23 protein-coding genes and 8 pseudogenes are annotated in these 25,759 nt (G+C 34.7%); 26 read left to right on the top strand and 5 right to left on the bottom strand.

All coding sequences use genetic code 11. The features are described 5' to 3' along the window. Positions 1-14 precede the first annotated feature (14 nt). The 20 genes and pseudogenes from copZ (at position 15) to JCM21714_RS14670 (ending at position 14,662) form a co-directional block, all read left to right on the top strand. Positions 15-220, top strand: a pseudogene (gene copZ / locus JCM21714_RS14745) (copper chaperone CopZ). Between the two features lie 228 nt (positions 221-448). Continuing rightward, positions 449-640 carry a hypothetical protein gene (locus tag JCM21714_RS14740; protein WP_035725480.1) on the top strand — a complete coding sequence of 64 codons (192 nt, stop codon included), beginning with the start codon at positions 449-451 and terminating at the stop codon, positions 638-640. Between the two features lie 7 nt (positions 641-647). Then, positions 648-866, top strand: coding sequence for a restriction endonuclease (locus tag JCM21714_RS19510; RefSeq protein WP_084040865.1), 219 nt, complete (start codon positions 648-650; stop codon positions 864-866). Positions 867-956: 90 nt separating this feature from the next. Then, on the top strand, positions 957-1,163 hold the full coding sequence (locus JCM21714_RS22120) for a hypothetical protein (RefSeq protein ID WP_235182925.1): 207 nt from the start codon (positions 957-959) through the stop codon (positions 1,161-1,163). A gap of 116 nt (positions 1,164-1,279) precedes the next feature. Then, complete coding sequence (locus JCM21714_RS22115; protein ID WP_235182924.1) at positions 1,280-1,858, top strand: hypothetical protein; 579 nt, start codon at positions 1,280-1,282, stop codon at positions 1,856-1,858. Between the two features lie 276 nt (positions 1,859-2,134). Then, positions 2,135-4,039, top strand: coding sequence for an AAA family ATPase (locus JCM21714_RS14730; protein WP_200868464.1), 1,905 nt, complete (start codon positions 2,135-2,137; stop codon positions 4,037-4,039). Positions 4,040-4,331: 292 nt separating this feature from the next. Next, positions 4,332-5,925: pseudogene (locus JCM21714_RS14725) on the top strand (type I restriction-modification system subunit M). After that, positions 5,915-6,847 carry a restriction endonuclease subunit S gene (locus JCM21714_RS14720; protein ID WP_084040863.1) on the top strand — a complete coding sequence of 311 codons (933 nt, stop codon included), beginning with the start codon at positions 5,915-5,917 and terminating at the stop codon, positions 6,845-6,847. The pseudogene JCM21714_RS14725 and the gene JCM21714_RS14720 overlap by 11 nt, the downstream one beginning before the upstream one ends. Then, positions 6,832-7,107 (top strand): restriction endonuclease subunit S, encoded by a 276-nt coding sequence (locus tag JCM21714_RS24435; protein ID WP_084040861.1) that lies wholly within the window; start codon positions 6,832-6,834, stop codon positions 7,105-7,107. Before JCM21714_RS14720 ends, JCM21714_RS24435 begins: the two co-directional genes overlap by 16 nt. A 21-nt stretch (positions 7,108-7,128) precedes the next feature. Further along, positions 7,129-10,299 (top strand): annotated as a pseudogene (locus JCM21714_RS14715) (type I restriction endonuclease subunit R). Positions 10,300-10,480: 181 nt separating this feature from the next. Next, the gene (locus JCM21714_RS14710) at positions 10,481-10,882 is read left to right on the top strand and encodes a nucleotidyltransferase substrate binding protein (RefSeq protein ID WP_035725478.1); all 402 of its coding nucleotides are present in this window, start codon (positions 10,481-10,483) and stop codon (positions 10,880-10,882) included. Between the two features lies 1 nt (position 10,883). Further along, positions 10,884-11,198, top strand: coding sequence for a nucleotidyltransferase domain-containing protein (locus JCM21714_RS14705; protein WP_035725476.1), 315 nt, complete (start codon positions 10,884-10,886; stop codon positions 11,196-11,198). A gap of 217 nt (positions 11,199-11,415) precedes the next feature. Beyond that, on the top strand, positions 11,416-11,505 hold the full coding sequence (locus JCM21714_RS19500) for a putative holin-like toxin (protein ID WP_084040859.1): 90 nt from the start codon (positions 11,416-11,418) through the stop codon (positions 11,503-11,505). Between the two features lie 386 nt (positions 11,506-11,891). Beyond that, positions 11,892-12,077: a hypothetical protein gene (locus tag JCM21714_RS14695; RefSeq protein ID WP_035725472.1), complete on the top strand. Its 186-nt coding sequence runs from the start codon at positions 11,892-11,894 to the stop codon at positions 12,075-12,077. Next, complete coding sequence (locus JCM21714_RS14690; protein WP_052000768.1) at positions 12,074-12,610, top strand: MFS transporter; 537 nt, start codon at positions 12,074-12,076, stop codon at positions 12,608-12,610. The genes JCM21714_RS14695 and JCM21714_RS14690 overlap by 4 nt, the downstream gene beginning before the upstream one ends. 120 nt (positions 12,611-12,730) lie before the next feature. Next, positions 12,731-12,868 (top strand): annotated as a pseudogene (locus JCM21714_RS24430) (hypothetical protein); the annotation flags it as partial. A 41-nt stretch (positions 12,869-12,909) separates the two neighbouring features. Next, positions 12,910-13,173, top strand: coding sequence for a hypothetical protein (locus JCM21714_RS14685; RefSeq protein WP_035725471.1), 264 nt, complete (start codon positions 12,910-12,912; stop codon positions 13,171-13,173). Next, positions 13,173-13,559, top strand: a complete 387-nt coding sequence (locus JCM21714_RS14680; protein ID WP_052000767.1) for a retroviral-like aspartic protease family protein — start codon at positions 13,173-13,175, stop codon at positions 13,557-13,559. The genes JCM21714_RS14685 and JCM21714_RS14680 overlap by 1 nt, the downstream gene beginning before the upstream one ends. Before the next feature lie 84 nt (positions 13,560-13,643). Then, a complete protein-coding gene (locus JCM21714_RS18740; RefSeq protein WP_052000766.1) occupies positions 13,644-14,090 on the top strand; it encodes a hypothetical protein in 447 nt (148 codons plus the stop codon). 380 nt (positions 14,091-14,470) lie between these two features. Next, positions 14,471-14,662, top strand: coding sequence for a hypothetical protein (locus JCM21714_RS14670; RefSeq protein WP_035725468.1), 192 nt, complete (start codon positions 14,471-14,473; stop codon positions 14,660-14,662). Between the two features lie 214 nt (positions 14,663-14,876). On the opposite strand, the gene JCM21714_RS14665 is transcribed toward JCM21714_RS14670, so the two are convergent. From JCM21714_RS14665 to JCM21714_RS14645, 5 genes and pseudogenes are all read right to left on the bottom strand, one after another. Further along, positions 14,877-15,242, bottom strand: coding sequence for a YxeA family protein (locus JCM21714_RS14665; RefSeq protein ID WP_035725467.1), 366 nt, complete (start codon positions 15,240-15,242; stop codon positions 14,877-14,879). A 15-nt stretch (positions 15,243-15,257) separates the two neighbouring features. After that, positions 15,258-17,203: pseudogene (locus JCM21714_RS14660) on the bottom strand (ABC transporter permease). Continuing rightward, positions 17,193-17,957, bottom strand: a pseudogene (locus tag JCM21714_RS14655) (ABC transporter ATP-binding protein). Before JCM21714_RS14655 ends, JCM21714_RS14660 begins: the two co-directional pseudogenes overlap by 11 nt. 102 nt (positions 17,958-18,059) lie before the next feature. After that, positions 18,060-19,070 (bottom strand): sensor histidine kinase, encoded by a 1,011-nt coding sequence (locus tag JCM21714_RS14650; protein ID WP_035725466.1) that lies wholly within the window; start codon positions 19,068-19,070, stop codon positions 18,060-18,062. Continuing rightward, a complete protein-coding gene (locus JCM21714_RS14645) occupies positions 19,067-19,756 on the bottom strand; it encodes a response regulator transcription factor (RefSeq protein ID WP_035725462.1) in 690 nt (229 codons plus the stop codon). Before JCM21714_RS14645 ends, JCM21714_RS14650 begins: the two co-directional genes overlap by 4 nt. A gap of 737 nt (positions 19,757-20,493) precedes the next feature. On the opposite strand from JCM21714_RS14645, the pseudogene JCM21714_RS14640 reads away from it, so the two are divergent. The 6 genes and pseudogenes from JCM21714_RS14640 to JCM21714_RS14615 form a co-directional block, all read left to right on the top strand. Continuing rightward, positions 20,494-21,177 (top strand): annotated as a pseudogene (locus JCM21714_RS14640) (response regulator); the annotation flags it as partial. Then, positions 21,172-22,203 carry a sensor histidine kinase gene (locus JCM21714_RS24425; protein ID WP_369403615.1) on the top strand — a complete coding sequence of 344 codons (1,032 nt, stop codon included), beginning with the start codon at positions 21,172-21,174 and terminating at the stop codon, positions 22,201-22,203. The pseudogene JCM21714_RS14640 and the gene JCM21714_RS24425, both read left to right, overlap by 6 nt. Before the next feature lie 331 nt (positions 22,204-22,534). Further along, positions 22,535-23,312, top strand: a pseudogene (locus JCM21714_RS14630) (ABC transporter ATP-binding protein). Continuing rightward, entirely contained in the window at positions 23,287-24,519 is a 1,233-nt protein-coding gene (locus JCM21714_RS18735) for an ABC transporter permease (RefSeq protein ID WP_369403614.1), read from the top strand. Before JCM21714_RS14630 ends, JCM21714_RS18735 begins: the two are co-directional and overlap by 26 nt. A gap of 11 nt (positions 24,520-24,530) precedes the next feature. Continuing rightward, a complete protein-coding gene (locus JCM21714_RS24420) occupies positions 24,531-25,163 on the top strand; it encodes an FtsX-like permease family protein (RefSeq protein WP_369403613.1) in 633 nt (210 codons plus the stop codon). Between the two features lie 25 nt (positions 25,164-25,188). Next, positions 25,189-25,548, top strand: a complete 360-nt coding sequence (locus JCM21714_RS14615) for a YxeA family protein (RefSeq protein ID WP_200868463.1) — start codon at positions 25,189-25,191, stop codon at positions 25,546-25,548. Positions 25,549-25,759: the final 211 nt, after the last annotated feature.

Below are 25,759 nucleotides of genomic sequence, written 5' to 3'. Positions count from 1 at the left end.
GAGGTGAAAAAGTCATGGAAAAAACAATAAACGTACAAGGCATGACATGTGTCATTGCGAGATGTCAGTTGAAGGTGCATTAAAAGAATTAGATGGTGTGTCATCCGCTCAAGTTGATTTAGAAGCTGGTAGTGTAGATGTTACTTTTGACGAATCCAAAGTGAATGTGGATGCCATGAAAGAGGCTATTGAAGATCAAGGCTATGATGTTGAAGCCTAACTATAAGAATAAAAAGCTGGTTTTCAGATTATGAAAATCAGCTTTTTATTTAAAGTTACATAAAACCCAGAAAAATTCGCCGTCGAGTAGAGGTAATTAAAAATAAATTTCCTAATATAGGTAGAGAATTTCCATGGAAAATGATATATTAGTCTTAGTATTTTTGTTATATATATTTACACTATTGACAAAATAAAAGGACTGGAGAATTAGGATGAATAATTGATTATGGGCATAGTGGAAGGATTTGAAATGGGATTGGATTTATTATGGTCAATACTTACTGCCGATCCTTTACTATTATTAATCATTATTCTTTTTATTGCTTGTTTTGTAATTTATGGAGTTATTTTAAACATAGTAAGAGAATATTGGCTTAAAAGATCAGGTATTTGCAGATCTTATTTAGGTTACTACTAATAAAAAAATTGTTGTACAAGCCAAACGATATAAAAAAAATGTCGGAGTTCGAGCTGTACAGGAAATAGTTTCTGCTCAAAAGTATTATAAAGCGGATGAATGCTGGGTGATTACTAATAGTCTTTTTATTAATCAGGTAATAAAATTAGCTGGTTCAAATCATCTTAGATTGATTGACCGTTCAGAATTAATGGATTGGATGATTCAATATAATAAGAGTGCATAATGATTTATATGCAAATTTAACTAAAGTAGCTTAATGAATTTTATAATGTAAATATCGATGAAAAAACTGTGCAAAGGAGATTAATCGATCATGACTACTTCTCAAAAAACAAAATACTTATCAACTACAGCGCTTTCAAAAGAGTTAAAAGTGAATGTAAAGCAGGTCTTTCAGATCCTTCTTGATAACGATTTGGTTAAAAGAGTTCATGACAACTGGGTCTTGACTGAAAAAGGGGGGGAGAAGGTAGGGACGAAAAAGAAACATCCTAAAATAGGGGGGGAATACATAGCATAGAATGAAAATATTAAAAATAGTAGCATATTTAAAACGACAAATGAAAAGGATCAATATATAAATGCAACAATTTTAAGTAATCACTTTGGAGTATCTAAATTTAAAATAAACCTATTTTGCCAGAGCTTGGATTTGTGGAGAAGTCTATTAAAGGATGGACTATGACAACTCTAGGCAAAAGTATAGGCGGGAAACAATGTGAATATGAAAGAACGGGAATTCCGTATGTAAATTGGCCTAAAAGGATTTTACAGAATAAAAGACTAGTAGAAACGATGAATGAAATAGCTGGAAAAGATTCAGAATCAAAAGAAGAGGAAGAAACAAAGAGTTTTGTTGATTTCAGACAAAAGTATGAAGCGAAACACAGAGCTGCAGATGGTCACTATGTAAGGTCCAGAGCTGAGATGTTGATTGATAACTGGTTATATATGTCAGGAATTGCACATGCTTATGAGCGAAAACTACCCATTGAAGAAGATGTCTATACTGACTTTTATTTGCCAGTGGGTAGAGTGTATATAGAGTATTGGGGATTAGAAGATAATCCGAAATATCAGGCAAGAAAACAAGAAAAATTAAAAATTTATGAAAAGTATGATTTCAATCTGATTCAGTTAAAAGATGCTGATATTCAGAACTTAGATGATATTTTGCCGAAGAAGTTATTGAAGTTTGGAATACAGGCTTATTGACTTTAAATTATGAGAGGATGTGAAGAGGATAACAATGCTAAGTGTCAGTTTGTGAAGGTTTTAATATTGGATAGTAGACATATACTGTGCAATAAGGTAACTTCGTTTTGCATAGGTTGTCATTAAAGGTAAAGAGATTTTATTTCTAGTCTACATGAAAGAAGGCTTAAAATAGCAAGTTTTTTTAAAACTACAAATAAATCTGACAAAAAGTATGTGTTAAAATATATTTAATAGAATTATTTTATATATCAAATAGTTTAAAGGGTGGTTAAAATGCTTGGAATGATAGTTTTGGAAAAGGCGATAGTAAATAAATATAAAAGCATTCAACAAGCACAAGAAATTAGTTTTGAAAACGACGTAACAACTTTTGTTGGTATGAACGAGGCAGGGAAAACTGCAATACTAGAAGCTTTAGCTAAATTTAATTACTTTGAAGACAATGAGAAATTTCAATTTAATCCTACTCTAGACTATCCAAGAAAAGAATTAAAGAAATATCAAAGATCAGAAGAAAAAGTTAAAGTAGTTGAATGTCAGTATAAGATAACTGAGTTCCTACACAACAAAATAACAAAAGATTTAGGAAAAGGTGTATTTTCAGAACAATCATTTTCAGAATATCTTTACTATGGAAGTACAAATAAAACGGTATGTGGAATAAATGCTGATTCTAAAAGGTACCTGGAAAATTTGATTAAAAAATATGAAATCGAAGAACATGAGTCTGAAGTACTTCTGTCGCATAATTTTAATTTATCTAAAATTAGAGAATTACTAGATGAAAATTCCAGTGATAGCTTAGTTGAGTTAATGAATGAACTAGATGAGAAAATATTAAAAGGAGCTTGGGAGAAATGGAAAGATCCCTTAGCTAATTACATTTTTAGAAAATGGATCAATCCATATATCCCTAAGTTTTGGTATTATGACGAATACTTTAGTTTACCTTCTAGAATAGATTTAAATGCTCTTCATCAAGGTGAGATCAATGATGATTCTAGTCAGACAGCTAAAGCGCTTTTAGATGTCGCTCAAATTGACCTAGAAGAATTACTGTCTTCAGATGATTTTGAGACTTTTACAGCTGAACTAGAGGCCACTTCCAATGAAATTACTGATCAAATGTTTGAATACTGGACTGCAAATAAAAATTTAGAAATTGAGTTTAAAATTGACCACCAAGGAAATAAGAAAATCCTTGATATTCGTGTGAAAAATCAAAAGCATAGAGTTTCAATTCCGTTAAACCAAAGAAGTAAGGGATTTAATTGGTTTTTCTCTTTTATAGTATGGTTTAGCAAAATTAAAAATGATAAGAATTATAATTACGTTCTTTTGTTAGATGAACCAGGGTTAAATTTACACGCTTCTGCACAAGCTGACCTGCTAAGATTTATAGAAGATCTCTCTGATGAGTATCAAATAATATATACAACCCATTCTCCGTTTATGGTTGATTCCACTAAACTTGATAAAGTGAGAACAGTATATGAAGGAGAAGAGGGAACTACTATATCTCAATCGATACAAGAAAAAGATAGTAGGACCTTGTTTCCTTTACAAGCTGCATTGGGCTATGAAATTGCACAAAATCTATTTATCTCTGAGAAAAATTTATTAGTAGAAGGTCCTGCTGATATTATTTACTTAACCAAACTCTCTGAATTTCTAAAAAGTGTTGATAAGGAAGGATTGAGAGATGATGTAGTGCTTGTTCCGGTTGGAGGATTAGACAAAATACCTGCTTTTATCTCATTAATGACAGGAAATAAATTAAACATTGTCGCACTTCTAGATTCTTTCACAAATTCTAAAGGTAAACAAAGGTTAGATAGTCTTATAATGAAAAAGATAATAAGAGAGAAAAATATTAGATTCTTTGATGAATTTACTGACGGGCTTGATAAAGCTGATATTGAAGATTTATTTACGAAGGGTGAGTATTTAAAGTTCTATAATGCAGCATTCCCGGAACAAAAAATTCTAGTTAAAGATTTAATGGATAGAAATGATAAAATCCTCACACAAATAGGTCAGATAAGCGGCAAAAATAGATTTAATCATTATTTGCCTGCTAAAGAGTTTTTAAAGATTAATTTAACTAAAAAATCTTTAACTGAAAATACAATTAATAGATTTGAAGATCTATTTAAAACTATTAACAATTTATTTTAGACAGATCGTGATTAACAATCATGGACAAAACAATTTTTCTGCTGCGCAGTTCAGCGATACTGTTCAAAAAACTCTGGTGTGCCTGTCACTACCCGTATTTTGTCAATTTCGATTTAATTCGGTAAGTGGCAGGCACCATTTTTATGAGTCCTTATTTGAATGTCTTCATAAATTTTATATTTTCCAAGGGACCAGTTCTAAATTCATCCTCAATTATATCTATTTCACCCTGAATTTGATATATTTATTATATAAGCAATGAGATTAACAAAAGAAAAGCGAGGAAAATATTATGTCGAAATTAAATGCAAAACTATTTAGTGCTGCAGATAGCTTGCGCAGTAAAATGGATGCATCTGAATATAAAGATTATTTACTAGGATTGATTTTCTATAAGTACTTATCGGATAAGTTATTGGTGAAAGTGGTGGAATTAGCTGATGAATCATCAGAAGAATACAACACGCAAGAAAAACAAACCCAATTATATCGCGATTTATTAGCAGATGAAGATGTAAAGGATGACCTGATTGAAACGTTAGTCGATACATTAGGACATCATATCGAGCCTGATTACTTATTCAATGTATTAGCTGATCAAGCGAAACAAAATACCTTTCAATTGAATGATTTAAATAAAGCTTTTATTGATTTGTCCACCAAATACGATCAATTTAGTGGCTTGTTTGATGATGTAGACTTGACTTCCAAAAAACTCGGTTCAGACGATCAACAGCGGAACATTACAATCTCTGACGTCCTAAAGAAATTAAGTGAGATTGATGTCATCGAACACGACGGCGATGTAATCGGAGATGCTTATGAATACTTAATAGGTGAATTCGCTTCTGAGGCTGGAAAAAAAGCTGGTGAATTCTATACGCCGAGTAAAGTGTCGGACATGATGGCTCAAATTGTTGCAATCGGGCAAGAGGATAGAAAGTTATTTAGTGTTTATGATCCAACGATGGGCTCTGGTTCATTAATGCTGAATGTACGAAACTATAATAACCATCCAGAAAGTATAAAGTATCACGGACAGGAACTGAATACCACTACATATAACCTAGCAAAAATGAACTTAATCTTGCATGGTGTAAGAAAAGAAGATATGCGTTTGCGTAATGGGGGATACATTGAATAAAGATTGGCCAACGGACGAGCCTTATACGTTTGATTCCGTACTGATGAATCCACCATATTCTGCAAAATGGTCAGCAGATCAAACATTTTTAGACGATTCCCGTTTTAATCGTTACGGGAAGTTAGCTCCAAAATCAAAAGCAGATTTTTCCTTTTTGTTACATGGATTCTATCATTTGAAAGATTCAGGAACAATGGCAATCGTCTTACCACATGGTGTATTGTTCCGCGGGGCTGCAGAAGGTTTAATTCGTAAAAAATTACTGGAAGATGGAAGTATTGATGCAGTTATTGGTATGCCCGGAAATTTATTCTTCGGAACTCCTATTCTAACAACCGTCATTATTTTAAAGAAAAACCGTAACAATCGTGATGTTTTCTTTATAGATGCGAGTAAAGAGTTTTCCAAGGGTAGGAATCAAAATAAGCTAACGAAAGAAAATGTGGATAAGATTGTCGAAACGTATGAAAAGCGAGAAAATGCGGAGAAGTATGCATATTTAGCATCCTTTGAAGAGATCAAAGAAAATGATTTCAATTTGAATATCCCGCGCTATGTGGATACGTTTGAAGAAGAAGAACCTGTGGATATGGCTACCCTTGGTTCATCAATTCAAGATGTTCGAAGAGAAAAGTCGGAATTACATTCAACCTTGTATGAGACTATTTCTACTTTACAATGTGATAAAGAAAATGATGAATGGATTAAAGGTGCATTAGAGGTGTTTCACTATGGAAAGTAAACGTATGCCAGAGATTCGGTTTCCAGGGTTTGGTGAAGAGTGGGAGCAAGTAAAAATTGATAAGATTGTAGAGGATTTCGCTGAGAAAACCACTGTTCAAGATCAGTATCCTGTACTTACTTCATCACAAACACATGGCATAATGCTTCAGGATGATTATTTCACAAATGGACAGGTACCAAATAAAAATAATATAGGTTATTTTATATTGCCGAGAGGATATTTTACATTTAGGTCAAGAAGTGATAATGGGGTATTCAAATTTAATAGAAACGATCTAATTGAAAAAGGGATTATTAGTTACTTTTATCCTGTATTTAAATTATCTCGAGGTAATAGTGATTTCTTTTTAAATATGCTTAATTCGACTATCAAAAAAGAAGTTGCAATAGAAGCTGAAGGGACAGGACAAAAAGTTCTTTCATTGAAAAAATTCAAAAATATAAATGTAATTTTACCAGAAAATAAAGAGCAAGAAGAAATCGGGAACTTTTTTAAACAACTAGATGATATGATTGCTCTTCTTCAGCAAGAACTAGACATTCTCAAACAAACAAAACAGGGATTTATACAAAAAATGTTTCCAAAAGAAGGAGAATCCGTACCTGAAATACGTTTTCCAGGGTTTACTGGGGGGGAGTGGGAACAGCGTAAGCTAAAAGACATTGCTAAATTCAACCCGAGAGCAGAACTGCCAAGTGAGTTCGAATACGTTGATTTAGAATCGGTAAAAGGAACTGAATTAATTTCACATCGAACAGAAACACGACAGGCAGCTCCCTCCCGTGCCCAAAGGGTAGCTAAAAGAGGTGATGTTTTTTATCAGACGGTTAGGCCGTATCAAAAAATAATTATCTATTTGATTTACCATTTGATAACTATGTTTTTTCAACGGGCTATGCTCAGATGCGTCCATATATAGACAGTTATTTTTTATTAAGTAGAATTCAAGAAGAAAGATTTGTTTCAAAAGTTCTTAATAGAAGCACAGGAACAAGTTATCCTGCAATAAATTCCAATGATTTAGCTCAAATTGAAATTAGCATACCAATGTTAAAAGAAGAACAAATCAAAATCGGTAACTTCTTCAAACAACTAGACGACACAATCGCTCTACAAGAAAAAGAACTAGAAACCCTAAAACAAACCAAAAAAGCTTTCCTACAAAAAATGTTTGTCTAACGGCCAGAAAGGAGGAGACCCATGACAAAGCTATCCCATAACAATGAAGCTGAAGTCGAACGTCGGCTTATAGAAGTATTGGGGGGGAAAGGGTATAATCAGTGGAATTATCGCCCGGATTTAAAGTCGGAAGAGGACCTCTGGAATAACTTGCGTCAAAAACTAACCCAAAACAATCTTTCTGAAATTGGCGAACACCCGATTACTGATAAAGAGTTTGATATGATTAAAACCGATCTGTTGCTGAAAACAAAAACTCCCTTTGATGCTGCTAAATGGCTCAAGGGGGGGGAAAATGGCATTGCTCGTATTACCATTGAAAGAGAAAACACGGCATTAGGACCGATGTCATTGATGTTATATTCAAATCGTGACATTGGGGGGGGTGGGATTTCTACCTATGAAGTCGTTCACCAAATATCAAAGCAAAAAACACATGTGGATGATCGCGATCGCCGTTTTGATGTGACGCTTTTAATTAACGGATTACCAATCGTTCAAATTGAATTAAAACAAGCGAGTGCCAAAGATGGTGTCTTTCAAGCATTCAATCAAATTAAGAAATATGCAGAAGAAGGGATGTATCGCGGGAACATTTTTTCAACGTTACAGCTATTCGTTGTTTCCAATGAACAGACAACTCGCTATTTTGCAAATGCGATGCCGAAAAATATGCACCGGAAATTTCTATTTAGTTGGCGAACGACAGACAATCATAAAGTAGAAAATCTCTATGAATTTGTCAAACAGGTCTTAAATATACCGGATGCTCATCGATTAATTGCTGATTATACCATTGTAAGTGAAGACCAGGATAATAAAACATTAATGGTTTTGCAACCGTACCAGATCCATGCGATCCAAGCCTTATATAAATCTGCAATGCAGCATAAGTCTGGGTTTGTTTGGCATGCAACTGGCTCTGGGAAAACCTTAACGAGTTTTGTATCGACCAAATTATTAGCTCAAAAACCAGGTATCGACCGGACAATTATGCTGATCGACCGTAAAGACTTAGATAATCAAACAACTTCAGAATTTACCAAGTTTGCTTCGGAATATAATACCGGTATCTCTTCTGGTAACGCAAGGTCTAACAGTTTAATTGTGGGTACTGGCAGCGCAAAAGAGTTAAGCAGTACGTTACTATCTGATGCCAATACAAATGCCGTCGTCATTACGACGCGTCAAAAGTTAGAGTCTGCATTACGTCACGCCGGAAGGTAGAAGAAAATAAAGGGACACAACGCTTTAAAAAGCTACTGGGACAACATATCGTTTTATCGTCGATGAATGTCACCGTGCTTTAAGTGCAGAAGGAATGGAGCGAATGAAAGATTTCTTTCCAAATTCCACTTGGTTTGGCTTTACAGGAACACCCATTTTTAACGTGAATAAAAAGCAGGCGCAAGGGCAATTAGCACGTACGACTCGTGACCAATATGGAGATGTGTTACATACCTATACCATTAAAAATGCGTTAGAGGACCATGCGGTTTTAGGCTTCCAAGTAGAGCATGAGGATACCATAGAACCGATCTCCTTAAACAATCATATTTATGATCAACTCCGTCAAACTGAAAAGTATGCGAATGCATCAGCTATAAAAGTAAATGATGTGATTGATCAAATGAATGGCATCGAGAAGGAAAAGTATATCGACAATGCCTCTTTTGAAAGTGACGCACATATACAAAAAGTGATTCGCAAAATATTCCGCCCAGATAATGCTTATTTGAAATTCGATTTTCAAAATGGTCGACCACAAAAATCTGCTATTCTAACAACTAGTTCGATTGAGATGGCGAAACGTTATTACAATAAAATTAAAGAAATGACGAAAAATCCAGATTGGCTGTGGGATGAATTTCCTGATTACCCGATAAGAAAAGGTCGTACCATGGAGGATCCGAACTTTCCACGAATTGCGATCACGTATCATTAGAAGAAAATGAAGGACATGCGACAGGGAATCAAGCCGAAATGAAACAAATTATCAAGGACTATAATGAATATTATCAAACAGCTTGGTCCCTGGAAAGTGTGGAACGTTATAATGGCGATATTAATAACCGATTAGCTCGAAAGAAAGCAGAGTTTAAAGAGTTTGGGAAACAAATTGATCTTGTCATTGTTGTCGAACGTTTATTAACAGGCTTTGATGCGCCGACTGTTCAAACACTTTTTGTGGATCGGAATTTAAGTTATGCCAATTTGATTCAAGCCTTTTCCCGAACCAATCGGACATACCCGGAAAAGACGAAGGGGGGGTTAATCGTTACCTTCAGGAAACCATACACCATGGAATACAATGTACAAGAAGCAACAAAGGTCTATTCCGATGAAAGCGCAGAATCTACGTTGATCTATCCCACGTACGAGGATTCAAAGAAACGTTTCAAAAAGGCGCATAAAGAATTAGAGAATATTACAGCCAATATAGAAACTATAAATGAACACACCCCAATGGAAACGCGTGTGGAATTTGTAAAGGCATTTCAGGAATTAAATAATTCGTATGACGCGCTCGTAACGTATAATGAATACAACGATGATATCGAATACTCAACTACATTGAAAGATCAAGTCCTGACGATAGAAGAATCCGTAGGCGTATATAACACGGTAAAAGGATCACTAATGGATGATGAGGATTCAGGTGAACCAGAGGCTGATTTCTCTGATATTGAATTCCATGGGGGGGACAATTTAGCTAAGATTTACGATATCGATGCAACCTATATTGATAAGTTACTCGAAACGTACTCAGCAAATAATAAAAATATCCGTGACGATATTGAAAAAGCACTCCAAAAGCTAGAAAAAGCAGAAATCGTTAAGGATGTGTATCGCGCCATTTTAAATGCGATCGATAATAAAGAAGTGGATGAAGAGGAAGATATTTTTATCGTAAAAAGAGCATTCTTTACCGAGGAAAAAAATAATGCGATAGATGATTTTGCAAACACATGGTTTGTAGCAAAAGATGCACTGCATTTGTCTGCCATTCAATATGTGATTGGAATGGATCCTATTCCAAATATCAGTGATATCCTTAACAGCAGGGATTTTGATAAGTATAAAGCTGCCAACCCGGATGCAAAAGCCTTGAAATACGGACCAGAGATGAAGCGTCAGTGGAGGATTGCTTTGGATCAAGTGATTATACCATTGGATGATGAATTGCGATAGAAGTGTCTATTGGTTCACTAATAACTAAAGAATATCTCATTCTACGCGATATGAATAAAATTGAGGATGGCTATATTTAGTCAAAATCAATATATGTTGTATAATAGATTAAAGAGTTGAGACGCTTTATATGACGTGTTTCAAACAAGTATAAATTAGATCGTGATTAGGAGTGAAATACATGGATGAAATGAAGGATATTCGGTGGAAACAAAGATTTGAGAACTTTGAAAAGTCTTTCAAACTCCTAGAAAAATACTCAAAAGAAACGATATCGACTGAATTAGAAAGGGCAGGCATCATTCAATTCTTTGAAACCACATTTGAATTAGCTTGGAAAGTTTTAAAGGATTATTTGGAAGCAGAGGGATACCCTGCTAAAAGTCCAAGAGAATCCATTAAGCAAGCGTTCCAAATAGATATTATTGAAGATGGGCATCTTTGGATGGAGGCACTATCCAAGCGAAATTTAACAACCCATACTTATGATCAGGAGCTAGCAGAACAACTAGTTATAGAGATACAAAATAAATTTCTACCATTATTGATAAAATTATATGATAAATTAGTAAAGGAAAGGTAATATGTTTGGTCTACTTGAAAGTGATATACGTTATATAAATAAAGCCTTAGAGCAATTTGCAGAAATAGAATATGGAATTATTTTCGGAAGTCGAGCAATGGGTAATTACAAAAGAGGATCTGATATAGATATTGCAATAAAAGGAGAAGACATTACGTCAGAAATTTTGTGCAAGGTCTCTGATTTGCTGAACGAGGAATATCCACTACCTTATTATTTTGATTTTATTCACTATGAAACAATCTCTAATGAAAACTTAAAAGATCATATTAATAAAAAAGGTAAAGTCATATATGAAGCCAACTCTTTGAACTAGGCTTAGAGTACATCAAGTAAAGAATGAATTGGGAGACCAACAATTAAAAAATGATGTGTAATTCTTTCATGATGAAAGAGATGTTTAAAATTAGTAATTATTCCTATTATAGAACGAACGTTCGTGATGATTTTGATATACTAAAATAGGATAACGTTCTTTTAGGGAAAGGTCGGCTAATCCCCCATATAGAAAAGGGGGGGGTAGCCTTTCGAACATGTATGAAAGTTTCATGGTACTATTTGGTTTCGGTACCTTCTTGATTGCATTACTCGCTTTGATGGTGTCACTGATCAACAGAAAATAGACCTCCCTATTTTATTTACCCTGAAACGTAGTAGGTGAGGTCTATCACACTTGATAGCCGATCCTCTAGGGAACCGTTTATCCATAACCCGTAGTGTCCGCTACGGGTTATATTATATTCATTTCTTACTGTAATTATAACATAAGGGTTAGAATTGTCACAATCTTCAAAGTTATTAATTAGAAATAGGAGTAGAACTTGAATGATTCGAACTATTTCTATTGCTTTTTCAATAATCAACTGAAGCAGCAATTGAAATAATAATTCACGAATTAGCTTTAACATACAAAAATTGATTTTCATGATAGGATAAACTATGTCGAAAGTAATTATTCTGATAGTTAAATTTAAATATGCATAAGAATGGATAAACAGCAGGAGGATATATGAAACGTTTAATTTGGATTGGGTCTTTTACATACTTACTTATTGGCTTTACACACATTATTCTTGGCTCCATCTTGACCGAGATTTTGGATTATTATGATCGAAGCTACACGGAAGGTGGCATTCTCATTGCGAGCCAATCTGTAGGCTTTTTCGCAGGGGTGATTTCAGCGTCTTATTTATGATCTTTTTCATTGTTTATGTTGGATTAGAAATCAGTGTGATGAATTTCTTGCCTGCTATTCTAGTGAACCAGGTGGAAGCAGCTACCTTTCTAGCAACATTGTCTGTCACGATTTTTTGGGGGGGAGCTATGGTCGTTGGTCGTTTAGCTGCGGGATATTTAGCTGAATGGATGCAATATGCTCGCTATCTGATCCTTTGTTGTACAGGAACGGTTGTTTTTATTGCTATATTAGGATTGGCAACTAGTCTGTGGCTGAGCTATGTGTTAATAGTACTGATTGGATTAATGATGGCTGGTGTATTTGGTATTGCGATTGTCTATGCGACAACCTTGTTACCTGGAAGCACGGATAAAATCACGAGTATTTTAATTGCCTCAGGTGGAGCGGGTGGGATATTCTTTCCATTAATAACAGGGAGTTTGATGGATCATGCAACGACAACAACGGTTGCGTTTGTGCTGGCTGGGTTATCGATTTTGATGATTGTTATTATCCTTATTGCTCGCAATTATCAAAAACAACTAGTTTGATTCTTTTCTTTCATCATAAAAAGAGCATTTTTTACTGAGGAAAAAAATAATGTGATAGAAGATTTTGCAAACACATGGTTTGTAGAAAAAGGTGCACTGCATTTATAATTACCCAATTCTTATAAATGGTGGTTAAGAAACTATGGTGGTGGAGAAATATATGGCGAGGAGATATTTAGTATCTATGAAAAGGATTTTGATACTGTCGTTGGTGGAGATAAGCATTTGCTATCTTCTGTGCTATTACACTTTACTTAATCATGATATAATATAGTAAATATTTATGGAGGTGACTCGGGATGAAGTGGGAGGATGTATGCCAGGCTTTCCCGGAGCAATGGGTATTGATAGAAGCTGTTCAAGCATATACAAATGAGAAAAGTGAGCGCATTTTAGATGAGATTGCCCCCCCTTTAAAGAAATTTTCTAATTCCCCCCCAGAGGCAATGAAAACCTATCAAGAAATTCATCGAGAAGAACCTAATCGGGAACTATATGTACTTCATACTAGCCGTAAGAAGCCTAATATCATTGAGAAAAAATGGGTAGGTGTTAGGCGATAGTGAAAAAACTAATTATTGAAGAAGGTTTATTGCTGACAGATATGGAACTAACATTTAAAGGAAAATTACTTCATTTACAACGTGTCTTAATCGATACTGGCTCAGGAAATACAGTTGTATCAACAGACTTAGCAGAGTTAATAGGGATTGTAGCAGAAGAAAATGACATGATATATCGGATAACTGGTGTTGGAGGATCAGAATTTGTGTATTCAAAAACGGTTGATTCAGTAAGAATTGGAGTAATGCAAACTGAAGATTTTGCTTTAGAAGTTGGCGCAATGAATTATGGTTTTGATTTGGATGATATCATTGGATTGGATCTGTTACAACAATTGAAAGTAATTATAAATATCGATGAATTAACAATTCAATCAAATAACTAACAGCAAGTATATGAAGTTCACTTCTATGCTTGCCGTTTTTTTATTCAAGTTGTTCAACTAACGCCCCTTACTTTAATAAGGCGAATGCAACTTTTAGACGTTGAAGATACAATTTCTCATACTGCTTATATAATACTATTTATTTGGACTTTTAGGTCATCACAGAAAGAGTTAACGTATCGAAGTTTCCTCTATATTATCATTATTGGTTTATTATATGACAATTTGATCCTAGCGGTTGGGAGATTTGTTGGTACAGGTGATTTACTGGAAATATTAAATTTAGGGCGCTACTGGATACACGCATTGGTTACGCCAACTTTAGTACTATTTACTTATGGGATCTTAAAATTAGCAGAAGTGAATTGGATGAAAAGCAATATTGTAAAATGGCTCTCAGTCTTTGTTGCACTACTGCTTAGTGTGATTGAAATTCTGGTGGTCGTTCAATTAGAGCTAAACCCAGTATGGATAATGGGGTTCTTCAATACATATCAACTTCTTCAAGTAATCATCCCCCCCCATATATGATCATTGGGGTTACTTGTGTGCTGTTAATTGGAGGCTTTATTTTATATAGGAAAACAAATTGGAAATGGATGTTGTTGGGAACAGTCATTATGGTGTTTGGCAGTGCTTTGTCTTCTTTCCTGCCAAGCTGTGCGGTGACAAATGGATTTGAGCTATTTTTGCTCTTTACATTATCGTTAACTAAAATCCATTTGGAAAAGATATATTGTGAAAGGATACCAAAAATATAGATTTGCGTCACTCCATTAAATGAAAAATACAAGTATTCATCTAAGATTATAGGTAAGCAGACATTTATAATTAACTACCATTTCAGGATTTCAGATAATTTTTACAGATATAATACATGCTTGTATCGCAGGGTATAGGAGAGTTGGAAAATGGATTTTGAAGAAATATTTACTGTACATGTTCAATTAGAGAATACACTTAAACTAAATAATAATGATGGAGATTCAGTAATAATGATTTCCTTCGACGGTTCTATGTTCGACTTTCTGGATATAATAATCGCTAATGATGGTGAATCTTCCAAAGAGAACAAAGGGAGAGTGCTTTTAACAAACTACTGAGGCCATTCTTATAATGTATAAATAAATAGATTGAATTATCGCTCACGGGAGCGTTGATCCAAGAAAGAGGAGTGTTTTTGTGATATAGAAAAGGATAGGAAAGCAGATAGAAACACTGCTTTCCTATCCTTTTTTGCAGGTAAACACGTAACGGAATGTTTTTCCTGTCAATGATTATACTTACTCAATTTCAAGTGAAAAGTTGAGTAATAAATTAATTTTCACTATAATAATTTTCTAGTTCGACTTGTGCAGCATTTGGGATGTCGTCCCACGTTACTTCATCATAAGATGTTACTTCATCATTACTCTTAAGATAGAGCATTAAATATGCACCTTGTCGTAATTCTCTACCCGCAGAGAATTCTACATCTACTGATTCTCCTTCTTCATCAAATGCCTTTTGTTTGTAAATATATCTAGTTATTAATTCTCCACCATCCAAACTATCTTCCTTAGTCTCTGTAGGTTCTATCACTTCTATATATAAATTGTCTTTTCCTATTCTTTGAATGTTACAAGCAGTAAGTAATACTGCTACTAGCATGAATATAGCTAAAATACTAACTATTTTTTTCAAACTAATTCACCTCCTTTACAGCGACATTTTAATCACTTTCTTATAATGAAGCACAGACAGAAAGCCAAAAACTGAGTACAGTGCTGCGTACAATCCCATGACAATAAGCATTGGTGTCCATAACTCTGTCCCGAAAATGAACCAGCCTGATTTGACGGCAAAGTAGCTGTGCATAAGTCCAACAACAAGCGGAATGCCGAAGTTGAATAATTGCTTCCTTAGGATCCCTTGTAGAAGATCGTTTTGAGTGAAGCCTAGTTTTCGCAGAATTTTGTAATTTGGTTGTTCTTCATCGCCTTCTTCTACTTGTTTAAAGTAGAGGATACAACCTGAAGTTATTAAGAAGGTGAGGCCGAGAAAGCCGACACTGAACATCGTAGTGCCCATATTGATTTTTTGCTGTAGCGCTACCGAGTATTGGGAGTTATTGCCTCATCTTGACTGAATGGCATGCTTTGAAAAAGTGTATCAGCAGCTTCTACGGTTTCTCGATCAGCTAATGTAAAGCCAATATAAAGAGATGAGTTCAACTGAATATCTGGGTCCATGTCATTAGCGAGCATAGTGAATGTCGTTTCATTCACAATCACTGCAGGCAATCCGCCAGTAAAATAGAGAGGCAGCACACTATCATTATATATGCCTACATACTCCTGATTGAAAGCTGCCGTGAGTCCGTGAAAGGTAACTGTTCCTGAATCTTTCAAGTTTAACAGTGTCAAAAGCGCATCACTATATCCAGAAAATAACGTTTCACCTTGACTTACATCAATGCCTTCAACATAAAGGTCACTTATAACCGCAACTCTCATTTTGCCAACGTCAAACTGTAAGTTCTCGATATCGTTGTTCGTAATCTCTTTGATATCAATTTCCACTCGAAGCACTTCAATCCTTTGTTCACTGTAGCTAATGCCGCTTTCCTTTAATACCTCACCAAAAGCTACTGCATCCTCTGATGTGACAAATGCAAAATCAGTCGGTGCCATATTCTCAGCATTACGCTCAGCTGAATAGTAGGAGATATAGTTTAAGGATAGCAGGCCGATTGCTAGTGCTGACACAGTTGTGATAATGGTAAGTAGCATCGCATTCGATCGCATGCGGAACATGATGGAAGATAGTGACATCACTTGATTGATGTTTAAATAGCCACCTTTATTTTTTCTTATCAGGTTGGTAATAAAGCGTACAGAACCTTTGTAGAAAAAATATGTTCCGAAGATAACAGACGCTAGAATAAAAATCATCGCTAAAAATAGGTGGTTTACGGACATGGAATCCCCCCCATCAAAAAGTCTTGCCGATACATAGTAACCAGTTAAAATAAGTAGAATCCCAAAAATCCCGATCAAGATTTCTATGATCGAAATCTTACTTACTCTGCTTTCTGTTTTACTAGTAATATGAAATAGTGACAAAATGCTTTGGTTCCTAATAAAAAGATAGTTCATCAGCATGATCAAAATATAGATACTACCGAATACGAGCAATGTTTGGATGAAAGCCTCGTCAGAAAAATAGAGAGAGGCAACGGCATCCACGCCCGTTATTTTAAATAAGGTCATGGCGATTAATTTCGAAAAGGCAAAACCGATAAACGTTCCAATGAATAATGAACCAAAATAGAGTATGACGTTTTCAGCAGTGAGGATCTTGAAAATACGGTTTTTCGTCATGCCTATAAGTTGAAATAAACCAATTTCTTTACTGCGTCTTTTGATAAATAGATTATTAGCATATAACAGGAACACAGTCACAATAACGATTAGAAGTACAGAAGCCGCCCTAATGGCTGCTAATCCTCTAGTCGATCCCGATGCTTCGGCCATTAAAGGATCATACTGCAAGGTAACGAAGGCAAAGTAGAGGGCAGCACTAAAGACGAGAGCAAACACATACAAATAATAGCTTTTTACGTTCTTTTGAAAGCTGCGGAAAATTAGCTGATTAATGCTCATTTTGCACCCCCACCTAAAACTCCTTGTGTCTTCATAATATCCTTTAAGAATGTGTTGCGGCTTTCTTCTCCTTTGTTCAATTGGGTATAGATTTGACCATCTTTAATAAAAATAACACGGCTACTGTAGCTTGCTGCAACAGGGTCGTGAGTAACCATCACTATGGTTGCTTTTCGCTTTTCATTTAAAGTGCTTAATTTACCTAGTAGGTCAGACGCTGCTTTTGAATCAAGTGCACCAGTTGGCTCATCTGCAAAAATAATACTTGGCTCGTGAATGAAAGCTCTCGCCGCAGATGTCCTTTGTTTTTGGCCGCCTGATATTTCATTGGGATATTTATCCTCTATGTCTTTAATTCCAAGGTCTGCTGCGACCATTTGAAATTTCTTTAGTGCTTCCTTTTTGGCAATATTTGAGATCGAGAGGGGGGTAATAAGATATTTTCTTTTACTGTTAACGTATCAAGTAAATTATAGTCTTGAAAGATAAACCCTAAATGATGCTTTCTAAATTCCGCGAGCTTCTTTTCTTTGCTTTTCGTTAGTTCCTCACCTTCGATTTCTAAGGAACCATGGCTTACCCGGTCAATCGTTGATAACACATTTAGAAGAGTGGTTTTCCCAGATCCTGAAGCACCCATGATCGTAACAAATTCCCCTTTTTTAATGCTAATATCAATTCCCTTTAAGACCTCTTGTCTCGTGAATTTATTTCCATAGCTTTTATGGATTTTTCTAGCTACAAGTATATTCATAAAAAGTTCCTCCAATTGTTAAGATACCCTTATTGTATATATTCCTCTCCATGAAGTCCTTTGATTATCCTAACAAAAAAGCAAAAGCGAGTGACATTTTTGTCACTCGCCTTGAATCTGGAGGAATCGATTCTCTTTTGAGAAGGTAAGTGTAAATGTTGTCCCTCTACCAACAGTTGACCAAACGGAAATGTGAATACCAAGTGGGATGGCAGCCTTTTTTGCTAAGTACAATCCCATGCCTGTAGCATGTTGGTCCTGATGCTTGTTTATAGACGTAAAGCCTTTATCGAAAATTCTTGGCACATCACGGGGGGGGTCTATTCCGCGGCCGTTATCTGTTACATTTAGGATCGTTTGTCCCTTTTGAACAGCCGACTGTATCGTAATTTCAGATCCTTCTTCGCTGTATTTTACGGCATTCGTTAAAATTTGACGGAGAATAAAGGACAGCCATTTCACATCAGTAAGCACATGTGTTGAAGATAATTCTACATCAAATCCTATTCCTTTTTTTAAACACCAAGACCGTAACATATGAATTTCACTGTAAAGAATAGACTCTAGTTCTACGTTTTCAATGAACAAATCATTTTCAATGAAAGGTATACGTTTTTTATGCAGCTGTTGATCAAGCAAATAGTAGATTCTTAACCATTCATGCATAAGTTCTGATTTTAATTGATGATCTTCCGTCCGGTCAATGATTAATTTCAGGGCTGTTAATGGTGTTTTCACCTCATGAATCCAAGAAAGCATCTCGTCTTTCTCCTGCTCAAGGAGAAGCCGATTTGTAGAGGAATCTTTTTCTAACTGTTCGATTAGAGAGGTGATTTCATTATAAATGAATGATTCAAATGGGCTGTTTGGTTCAGGAAGACTTGTAATATCAGTCGTAGAATCCCGTAAGTCAAGCTCTTTAAAAAATGAAGTCTCTTTGAAGTAGCGAATTACGACAAACAGAGAAGAAATAACGAGTGATAGAAATACATAATAGAACATTGAGTCAATAGAAAGAGAAGAGTCTAGGTATGCAAGTATTAAAGCAAGCAGCTGCAAAAGTACAATCAAACTAACCCAGCTGATTCTCTCTATCAAGAATTTCCTAATCATTTTTCCTCCTGCTCTATAGCAGAGTATCCTTGGCCGACCATTGTTTTAATGCCATTTCCCAGTCCAATTTCAGCAAGTTTTTTACGAACCCTGTTCACATTCACCGTTAACGTATTATCACCAATAAATCGATGATCATCCCACAGCAGGTTCATTAAATATTCTCGGCTAACAATCTTATTTTTACGTTCAACAAGTAGTTTCAAGATAAATATTTCATTTTTAGTAAGTTCGACCATTCCCTTTTCATTTGATACACGATTTCTCTCCAGGTCAATCGTTGCACCCATCCACATCTTCAAGTCTGAAGTGGTTGTACTGTAGTTATATACACGTCGCAAAATGGCTTGGATTTTTGCGATTAGCACATCAAAGTGAAAGGGCTTTTGAATGAAATCATCTGCACCTAAATTCATCGACATTACCATATCTGTAGGATGATCGCGTGAAGATAAGAAGGCAATCGGAACATTCGAATGTTCACGGATCATGCGGCACCAATGAAAACCATCATATTTAGGAAGCTGAATATCAATAATCACTAAATCTGGATGAACCTCAGCAAAGCTCTCCATGACACTTTGGAAGTTTTTAACCCCAAACACTTCATATTCCCAGTCTACAAGCCGGTCTTTTATCTCTTTAAATAGAGTAGCATCATCTTCAATTAATAATATCTTAAACAACGTAGTCACCTACACTTTCACTATAAGTATAACAAAAACATAATCAAAATGGGAAATGTGGTAGTGAAAAAATACTATAATGAGAACGATAATAATTAGTAGGATAAGACAGGTAACTAAAAAGCAAATGACTCTTAAGAGCCTTTGACTAACTACTGCGCAATAAATTATTTCTATAATTTTGGAAAATATGAACAATAATTCTTTATCTTCTGGTATGATTTTAGAAGGTTGTATTAAGTTTTTTGAGAATAATGTAAGTTTAGGGTTTGCCTATAAAAAGAGGGGGGGAGCAATAGGAAAGTATTTTTCTTTGCAGTATAAAAGCATTCTCGTAAAAGAATGCTTTTATATATATGACTAAACAATAATAAGGTGCCAAAAAGCAGAATCAACATATAACCTAATCCGTTGTTGATTAGGCAACACTTATTATATTAGACAATGTTTTACCATATCTTACAAAAATGTAATATCTATTTAATAAAATTCGATGGTTACGATCTCCATTATTTTTTACAATAAAATCAATAGTTGTTAGAAATAAAGGAGCGATGATATATGATAAAGATTTTCAATATAATTATTTGCATTATTGAGGTACTTGTAGATGGTAAGCGGGTAGTAATCGAATTAAATGACCAAATGAGTTAAAATGCAATAAACGATTAGTTTAGAGGGGGGGAGTCTTACTTCTCTCCCCCCTTACATAAATAAGCTGAGAAGGGATAATATCCATGAAAAAAATCATGATAGTTGAGGATAATGATAAACTCCGTATACCTTTAGCTAAACATATAGTAAAATTCGGGTACGAAGTAATTACTTTAGAACAATTCAATGATATCTTAGGCAAATTTCTTGAGAAAGAACCTGATTTAGTATTACTAGATATAAATTTACCATCATTTGACGGCTTTTATTGGTGCAGACAGATTCGCCAACGTTCTACATGCCCGATTATCTTTATATCTGCACGAGAGGGTACAATGGATCAAATTATGGCCCTAGAAAACGGAGGGGGGGATGACTACATTACAAAACCTTTTGAATATGATGTGGTAATTGCTAAAGTCAAGAGTCATCTAAGACGAGCATATGGCGAATATGCACCCAGTCAGGGTGAGCGGATGATTAATTTTCATGGTTTAACATTTTTACCAGAGCGAATGGAACTTCGATTTCAATTGAAGTCAACAGAGGTTTCAAAAAAGGAATCATTATTATTAGAAGTATTATTAGAACGTGGAGAAAAGGTAACAAGTAGAGATCGTTTAATTGAAAAAATGTGGAATACGGATATGTTTATTGATGAAAATACGTTAAACGTTTATATCACACGGGTAAGGAAAAGACTTTCTGATATTGGAATCAAAGATGCTATTGAAACAGTTCGTGGGGGGGCAGGTTATAGGATGAGATGTACATGGGGAGGAAGCAGAATGAAGTTATTTCTTCGTTCACATTTGTCCCTTATTTTTGTTACCACCATACAGGGAATATTTGTATTTGTTTACTACTGGTTTTTAGGATTTCAAGAATTGGATCATTTGTTTTATGTCTTTATGATTCAAGTAATAACTATAGGAATTTATCTAATTTATCGATGGATACAGGATATAAAACTTTACCGATGGTTACAAAAGTCTAATAATGACGAATTACATGTAACACAATTGGGAAAAAGCGTACTAGCTGAATCCATTTATGAAAGGCAATCTGTACTCACCGAACTATATGAAAATAATCTGCAACAGGTTAAGAAAGATTTAAATGAAAGAGTAACATTTACAAATCAATGGGTACATCAAATGAAAACGCCCTTATCTGTCATCCACTTAATGATTCAAGATAATGATGAAGCGTTATTTCAGGAAATTCGAAAAGAGTTATATCGATTAGAAGATGGATTAAAAACTGTGTTATACTCATCACGACTATCTATGTTTGAAAAAGACTATTCTATTGAAAAGATCCCTCTTCAAAACTTTATCAATGAAATTATAATGGAAAATAAAAGATTGTTTATTCAATACAAAATTTTCCCTAGAAAGTACTTCCCAAAAGATAAATTGTGCGTGTATTCTGATAAGAAGTGGCTGCAATTTGTTATAGGTCAAATTATTTCAAACGCCGTTAAATATTCCACTAACAAAAGTGATACATTAAATATCAAAATTGAGAAACAAGAAGAGTGCATCTTATTAGAAATTAAAGACTTCGGTGTTGGAATTCCTTCACAAGATATCAGAAGGGTTTTTGAACCTTATTTTACAGGAGTAAATGGTAGATTGTATCACGAGTCCACGGGAATGGGGCTTTATTTAGTAAAAGAAATTATGGGTAAGCTCCAGCATGAAATAGAACTACAATCAGAAATAGGACAAAGTACAACCTTTAAAATATATTTTAAGGAATATGTTTCATCGAATACCTTACCCAACTAATGAAGGGGTAAGGTTCTTTTATTGTCTAGGAAATTTTAGAATGAAGCCCTGTGTATAAAGTAAACGCGAGTAGCCACGTCCAGCTCCGAGCGCCAAAAACTAGGCGACTTCACGAATCATCCTACGATAAGTCATCATCGGTTCGCAAGCTCTCCGTGATTCCTTTATCTCAGTTGATTCGCTCCAGTCGCTACGTTTTTAACCGGCGCTCTGCGCTTTTGTTCTGTCTTTTCCTTACTAAAGTGTAAGGTTGATTTAAGGTAATTCTATTTTTGTATTTTTATATTCCTTATATAATAAATATACAGTCAAATATGTAGGAGGCAATATAATGGCAGATGTATTACAAGTACAAGATTTAAATAAAATTTATGATGGAAAAGCGACCTTCCAAGCTTTAACAAATATTACGTTTAATGTGGATAAGGGAGAATTTATTGGTGTAATGGGGCCGTCTGGATCGGGGGGGAAAACTACACTATTAAATCTAATCTCCACAATTGATAGACCGACATCAGGACAGGTCATTGTTAACGGGCAAGAGCCTCATAAATTAAAAAAAGGGAAACTTGCAGAATTTCGAAGGAAAGAACTAGGATTTGTTTTTCAGGACTTTAACTTATTAGACACATTAACAGTGGAAGAAAATATTATGCTCCCTTTGACACTAGAAAGAGTAGATTCAGGTGAAATTGACAAGAAAGTACAGGCTTTCACTCAAAAGCTAGGTATTGATTCAATCTTAAATAAACGAACATATGAAATATCAGGCGGTCAGAAACAACGTACTGCAATCGCTAGAGCAATCATTCATCAGCCTTCCTTGTTGTTAGCCGACGAACCAACGGGAAACTTAGATTCTAAATCATCGAAAGACGTGATGCAGACTTTACAAATGATTAACGAAAAAGATAAAACAACGATGTTAATGGTTACCCATGATCCATCTGCTGCTAGCTATTGTGATCGAGTTATTTTCATTAAAGATGGTAAATTGTACAACGAAGTATTTAAAGGAACGAATCAAAAGGTATTTTTCCAACAGATTTTAGATGTTCTATCAATGCTAGGGGGGAGATTCGGATGACCTTTCCACAGTTCGCTTATAAAAATATAACGCGTAATTTGCGGGCATATCTAGCCTTTTATTTAAGCAGTTCGTTCGCTGTTATGATTTTCTTTATGTTTGCGATGTTCATCTTTCATCCTGCATTAGAAACAGGTTATATGAATAACATTGCCAAAAAAGGCATGGTATTTGCAGAATGGGTCATTTTTGTATTTTCAATCTTATTTGTCCTTTATTCTGTAAGTGCCTTTTTAAAAACACGGAAAAGTGAATTTGGAATCCTTACAATTCAAGGGGCATCACCTAAACAACTTCGCCTACTAATCACACTGGAGAATGTATTCATCGGTCTTGCTTCTATCGTTACAGGAATCATTGGTGGAACAGTGCTTGCTAAACTGTTCTTTACTGCAGGGTCATATATAGTCGAAATGGAACCACTTGAACTATATTTCCCCTTGAAAGCACTAGGAATAACAATTGGGGGGGTATTTCTACCTCTGTTTGTGCTTATTTCTCAATTTACACTCTTTATTATCCATTCAGAAGAAGTAGTTTCTTTACTGAAGGGGTCGGTCAAACCAAAAAGAGAACCAAAGCCTTCTATACCTTTTTCTATACTAGGAATGATGTTCTTAGGTGGAGGGTTTGGCTTGGCTTTATTTGCAGGTATTGATATTGGTAGTGCAGTTATTATTACTGTTTGTACAGTAATAGGGACCTACTTGTTTTATAGCCAGTTAAGTGTCTGGGTACTGAAACTGTTGAAACGAAATAAAAAATTTTATAGAAAAGGTACAAACCTACTTTGGATTTCTGATTTAATGTATCGAGTCAAAGATAATGCTCGTTTATTTTTCATCGTAAGTATTGTTTCTGCTGTAGCCTTTACGGCAACAGGGACTTTAGCCACTTATAAATCAATGTTTACCACTGAAGATTCATTATATGAAATGGAGTTTCTATCCTATTCTAGTAACAAGGATGAAAATGAACAACTGACATATATTCAACAACAGTTTGAACAAAAAAATATAGATTACGAGCAATCTAAATTTAAAGCGATAGAAACTGGTCAAGGATCATCGAATTATCCTGTTTTAGTTCTTTCATACAAAGATGGGATGAAGATATTACCTGAATTAAAAACTCCTAAACTTGAGGAAGGAAAAGGGGGGTTTACTTTGGGCAAACAGAACGAGAAGGATATACAGTACTCCAAGATAATACGACAGACTTACAATTAAATAACCAACAAATGTCGATAAAGTTGCAATCAATTGAACAGCCACTTCTTTCTCTTCATGATGTGTTAGTTGTTGATGAAAATACCTTTAATCTATTGAAGCAAGGTAATGAGTTAGTAACCTTTTATGCTTTTCAATTTGCTGATTCAAAAGAGAACTTAGATATAAGTCAAAAGATACAGGATCATATCGTTGGTGAAACATATAACCCAGATGCTAGATACTCTTCAAAGGCCATCGAATATTATCAGACTGTTCAATTACCAAGTTTAAGTCTGTTTATTGGTTTATTTATTGGCATCATCTTTTTCTTGGCTGCTGGGAGTTTCTTATATTTCAGGTTATTTACGGATTTATATGAGGAAAGAAAAAAATATAAATCACTAGCTAAAATCGGATTGAGTGAAAAGGAAATGGTTAAAAACGCAAACATTCAAATGGCAATCCTCTTTTTCCTACCATTTTTGTTGGCTATTGTTGAAACAGGTTTCGCCTTACAGGTCTTACAAAGGGAGGGAGGATTTTCTAACGTATTTCAATCAGGAGTTATTACCATTTTAGGATTCTTGGGATTACAGCTTCTTTACTTTATTGTCATTCGTTCTAGTTACATCAAAAATTTAAAAGAATATGTATATCGCTAATTAAAAATTAAGGGAGAGATAAATATTGAAAAAAGTAGTGAAAATAACTGTAGGAATTGTACTTGCTTTAGTTGTCATATTAGTTGGTTTTTTTACGCTTGTTCCAGAAGTAGAAAGAGATCTTATCAACCCTTTTGTACCTAAAGAAGAGGTATATGTACAAATCAATGAAGAACCCATTATTGATGCTCGCAGATATGAATATACTTTAATTGGCTATACTGAAGACGGTGATAAAAAGGAAGTAACATTTAGTTCAACTAGAGTATTAAAAGAAAATGCCTTTTTAATAGTTACTGCAAAAAGGTCCTATGTAGAAAAGTGGGAAGAAATACAGGTTGAAGAACTACCAGATAGAGTAAAAGAACAGTTAAACAGTGATTGATCAAATCGATTTGCCACCATCTGTTTAAAGTTCGAAATGATAAGTTTAAGTATCTGAAATGAGTAAAAGAATATTTTGTAACTATATTAAGAGAAAATAATCATCCCAATAATTAAGATGATGGAGAGGTTATATGTTTAAATTAGATAAACAAAATAGACATCCAACATACGAGCAATTATGTAAAGCTTCACTTTATTCCATTCAAAAT

Source organism: Gracilibacillus boraciitolerans JCM 21714 (assembly GCF_000521485.1).
GTDB lineage: Bacteria > Bacillota > Bacilli > Bacillales > Amphibacillaceae > Gracilibacillus > Gracilibacillus boraciitolerans.
This window is presented reverse-complemented; position numbering and strand designations above follow the sequence as displayed.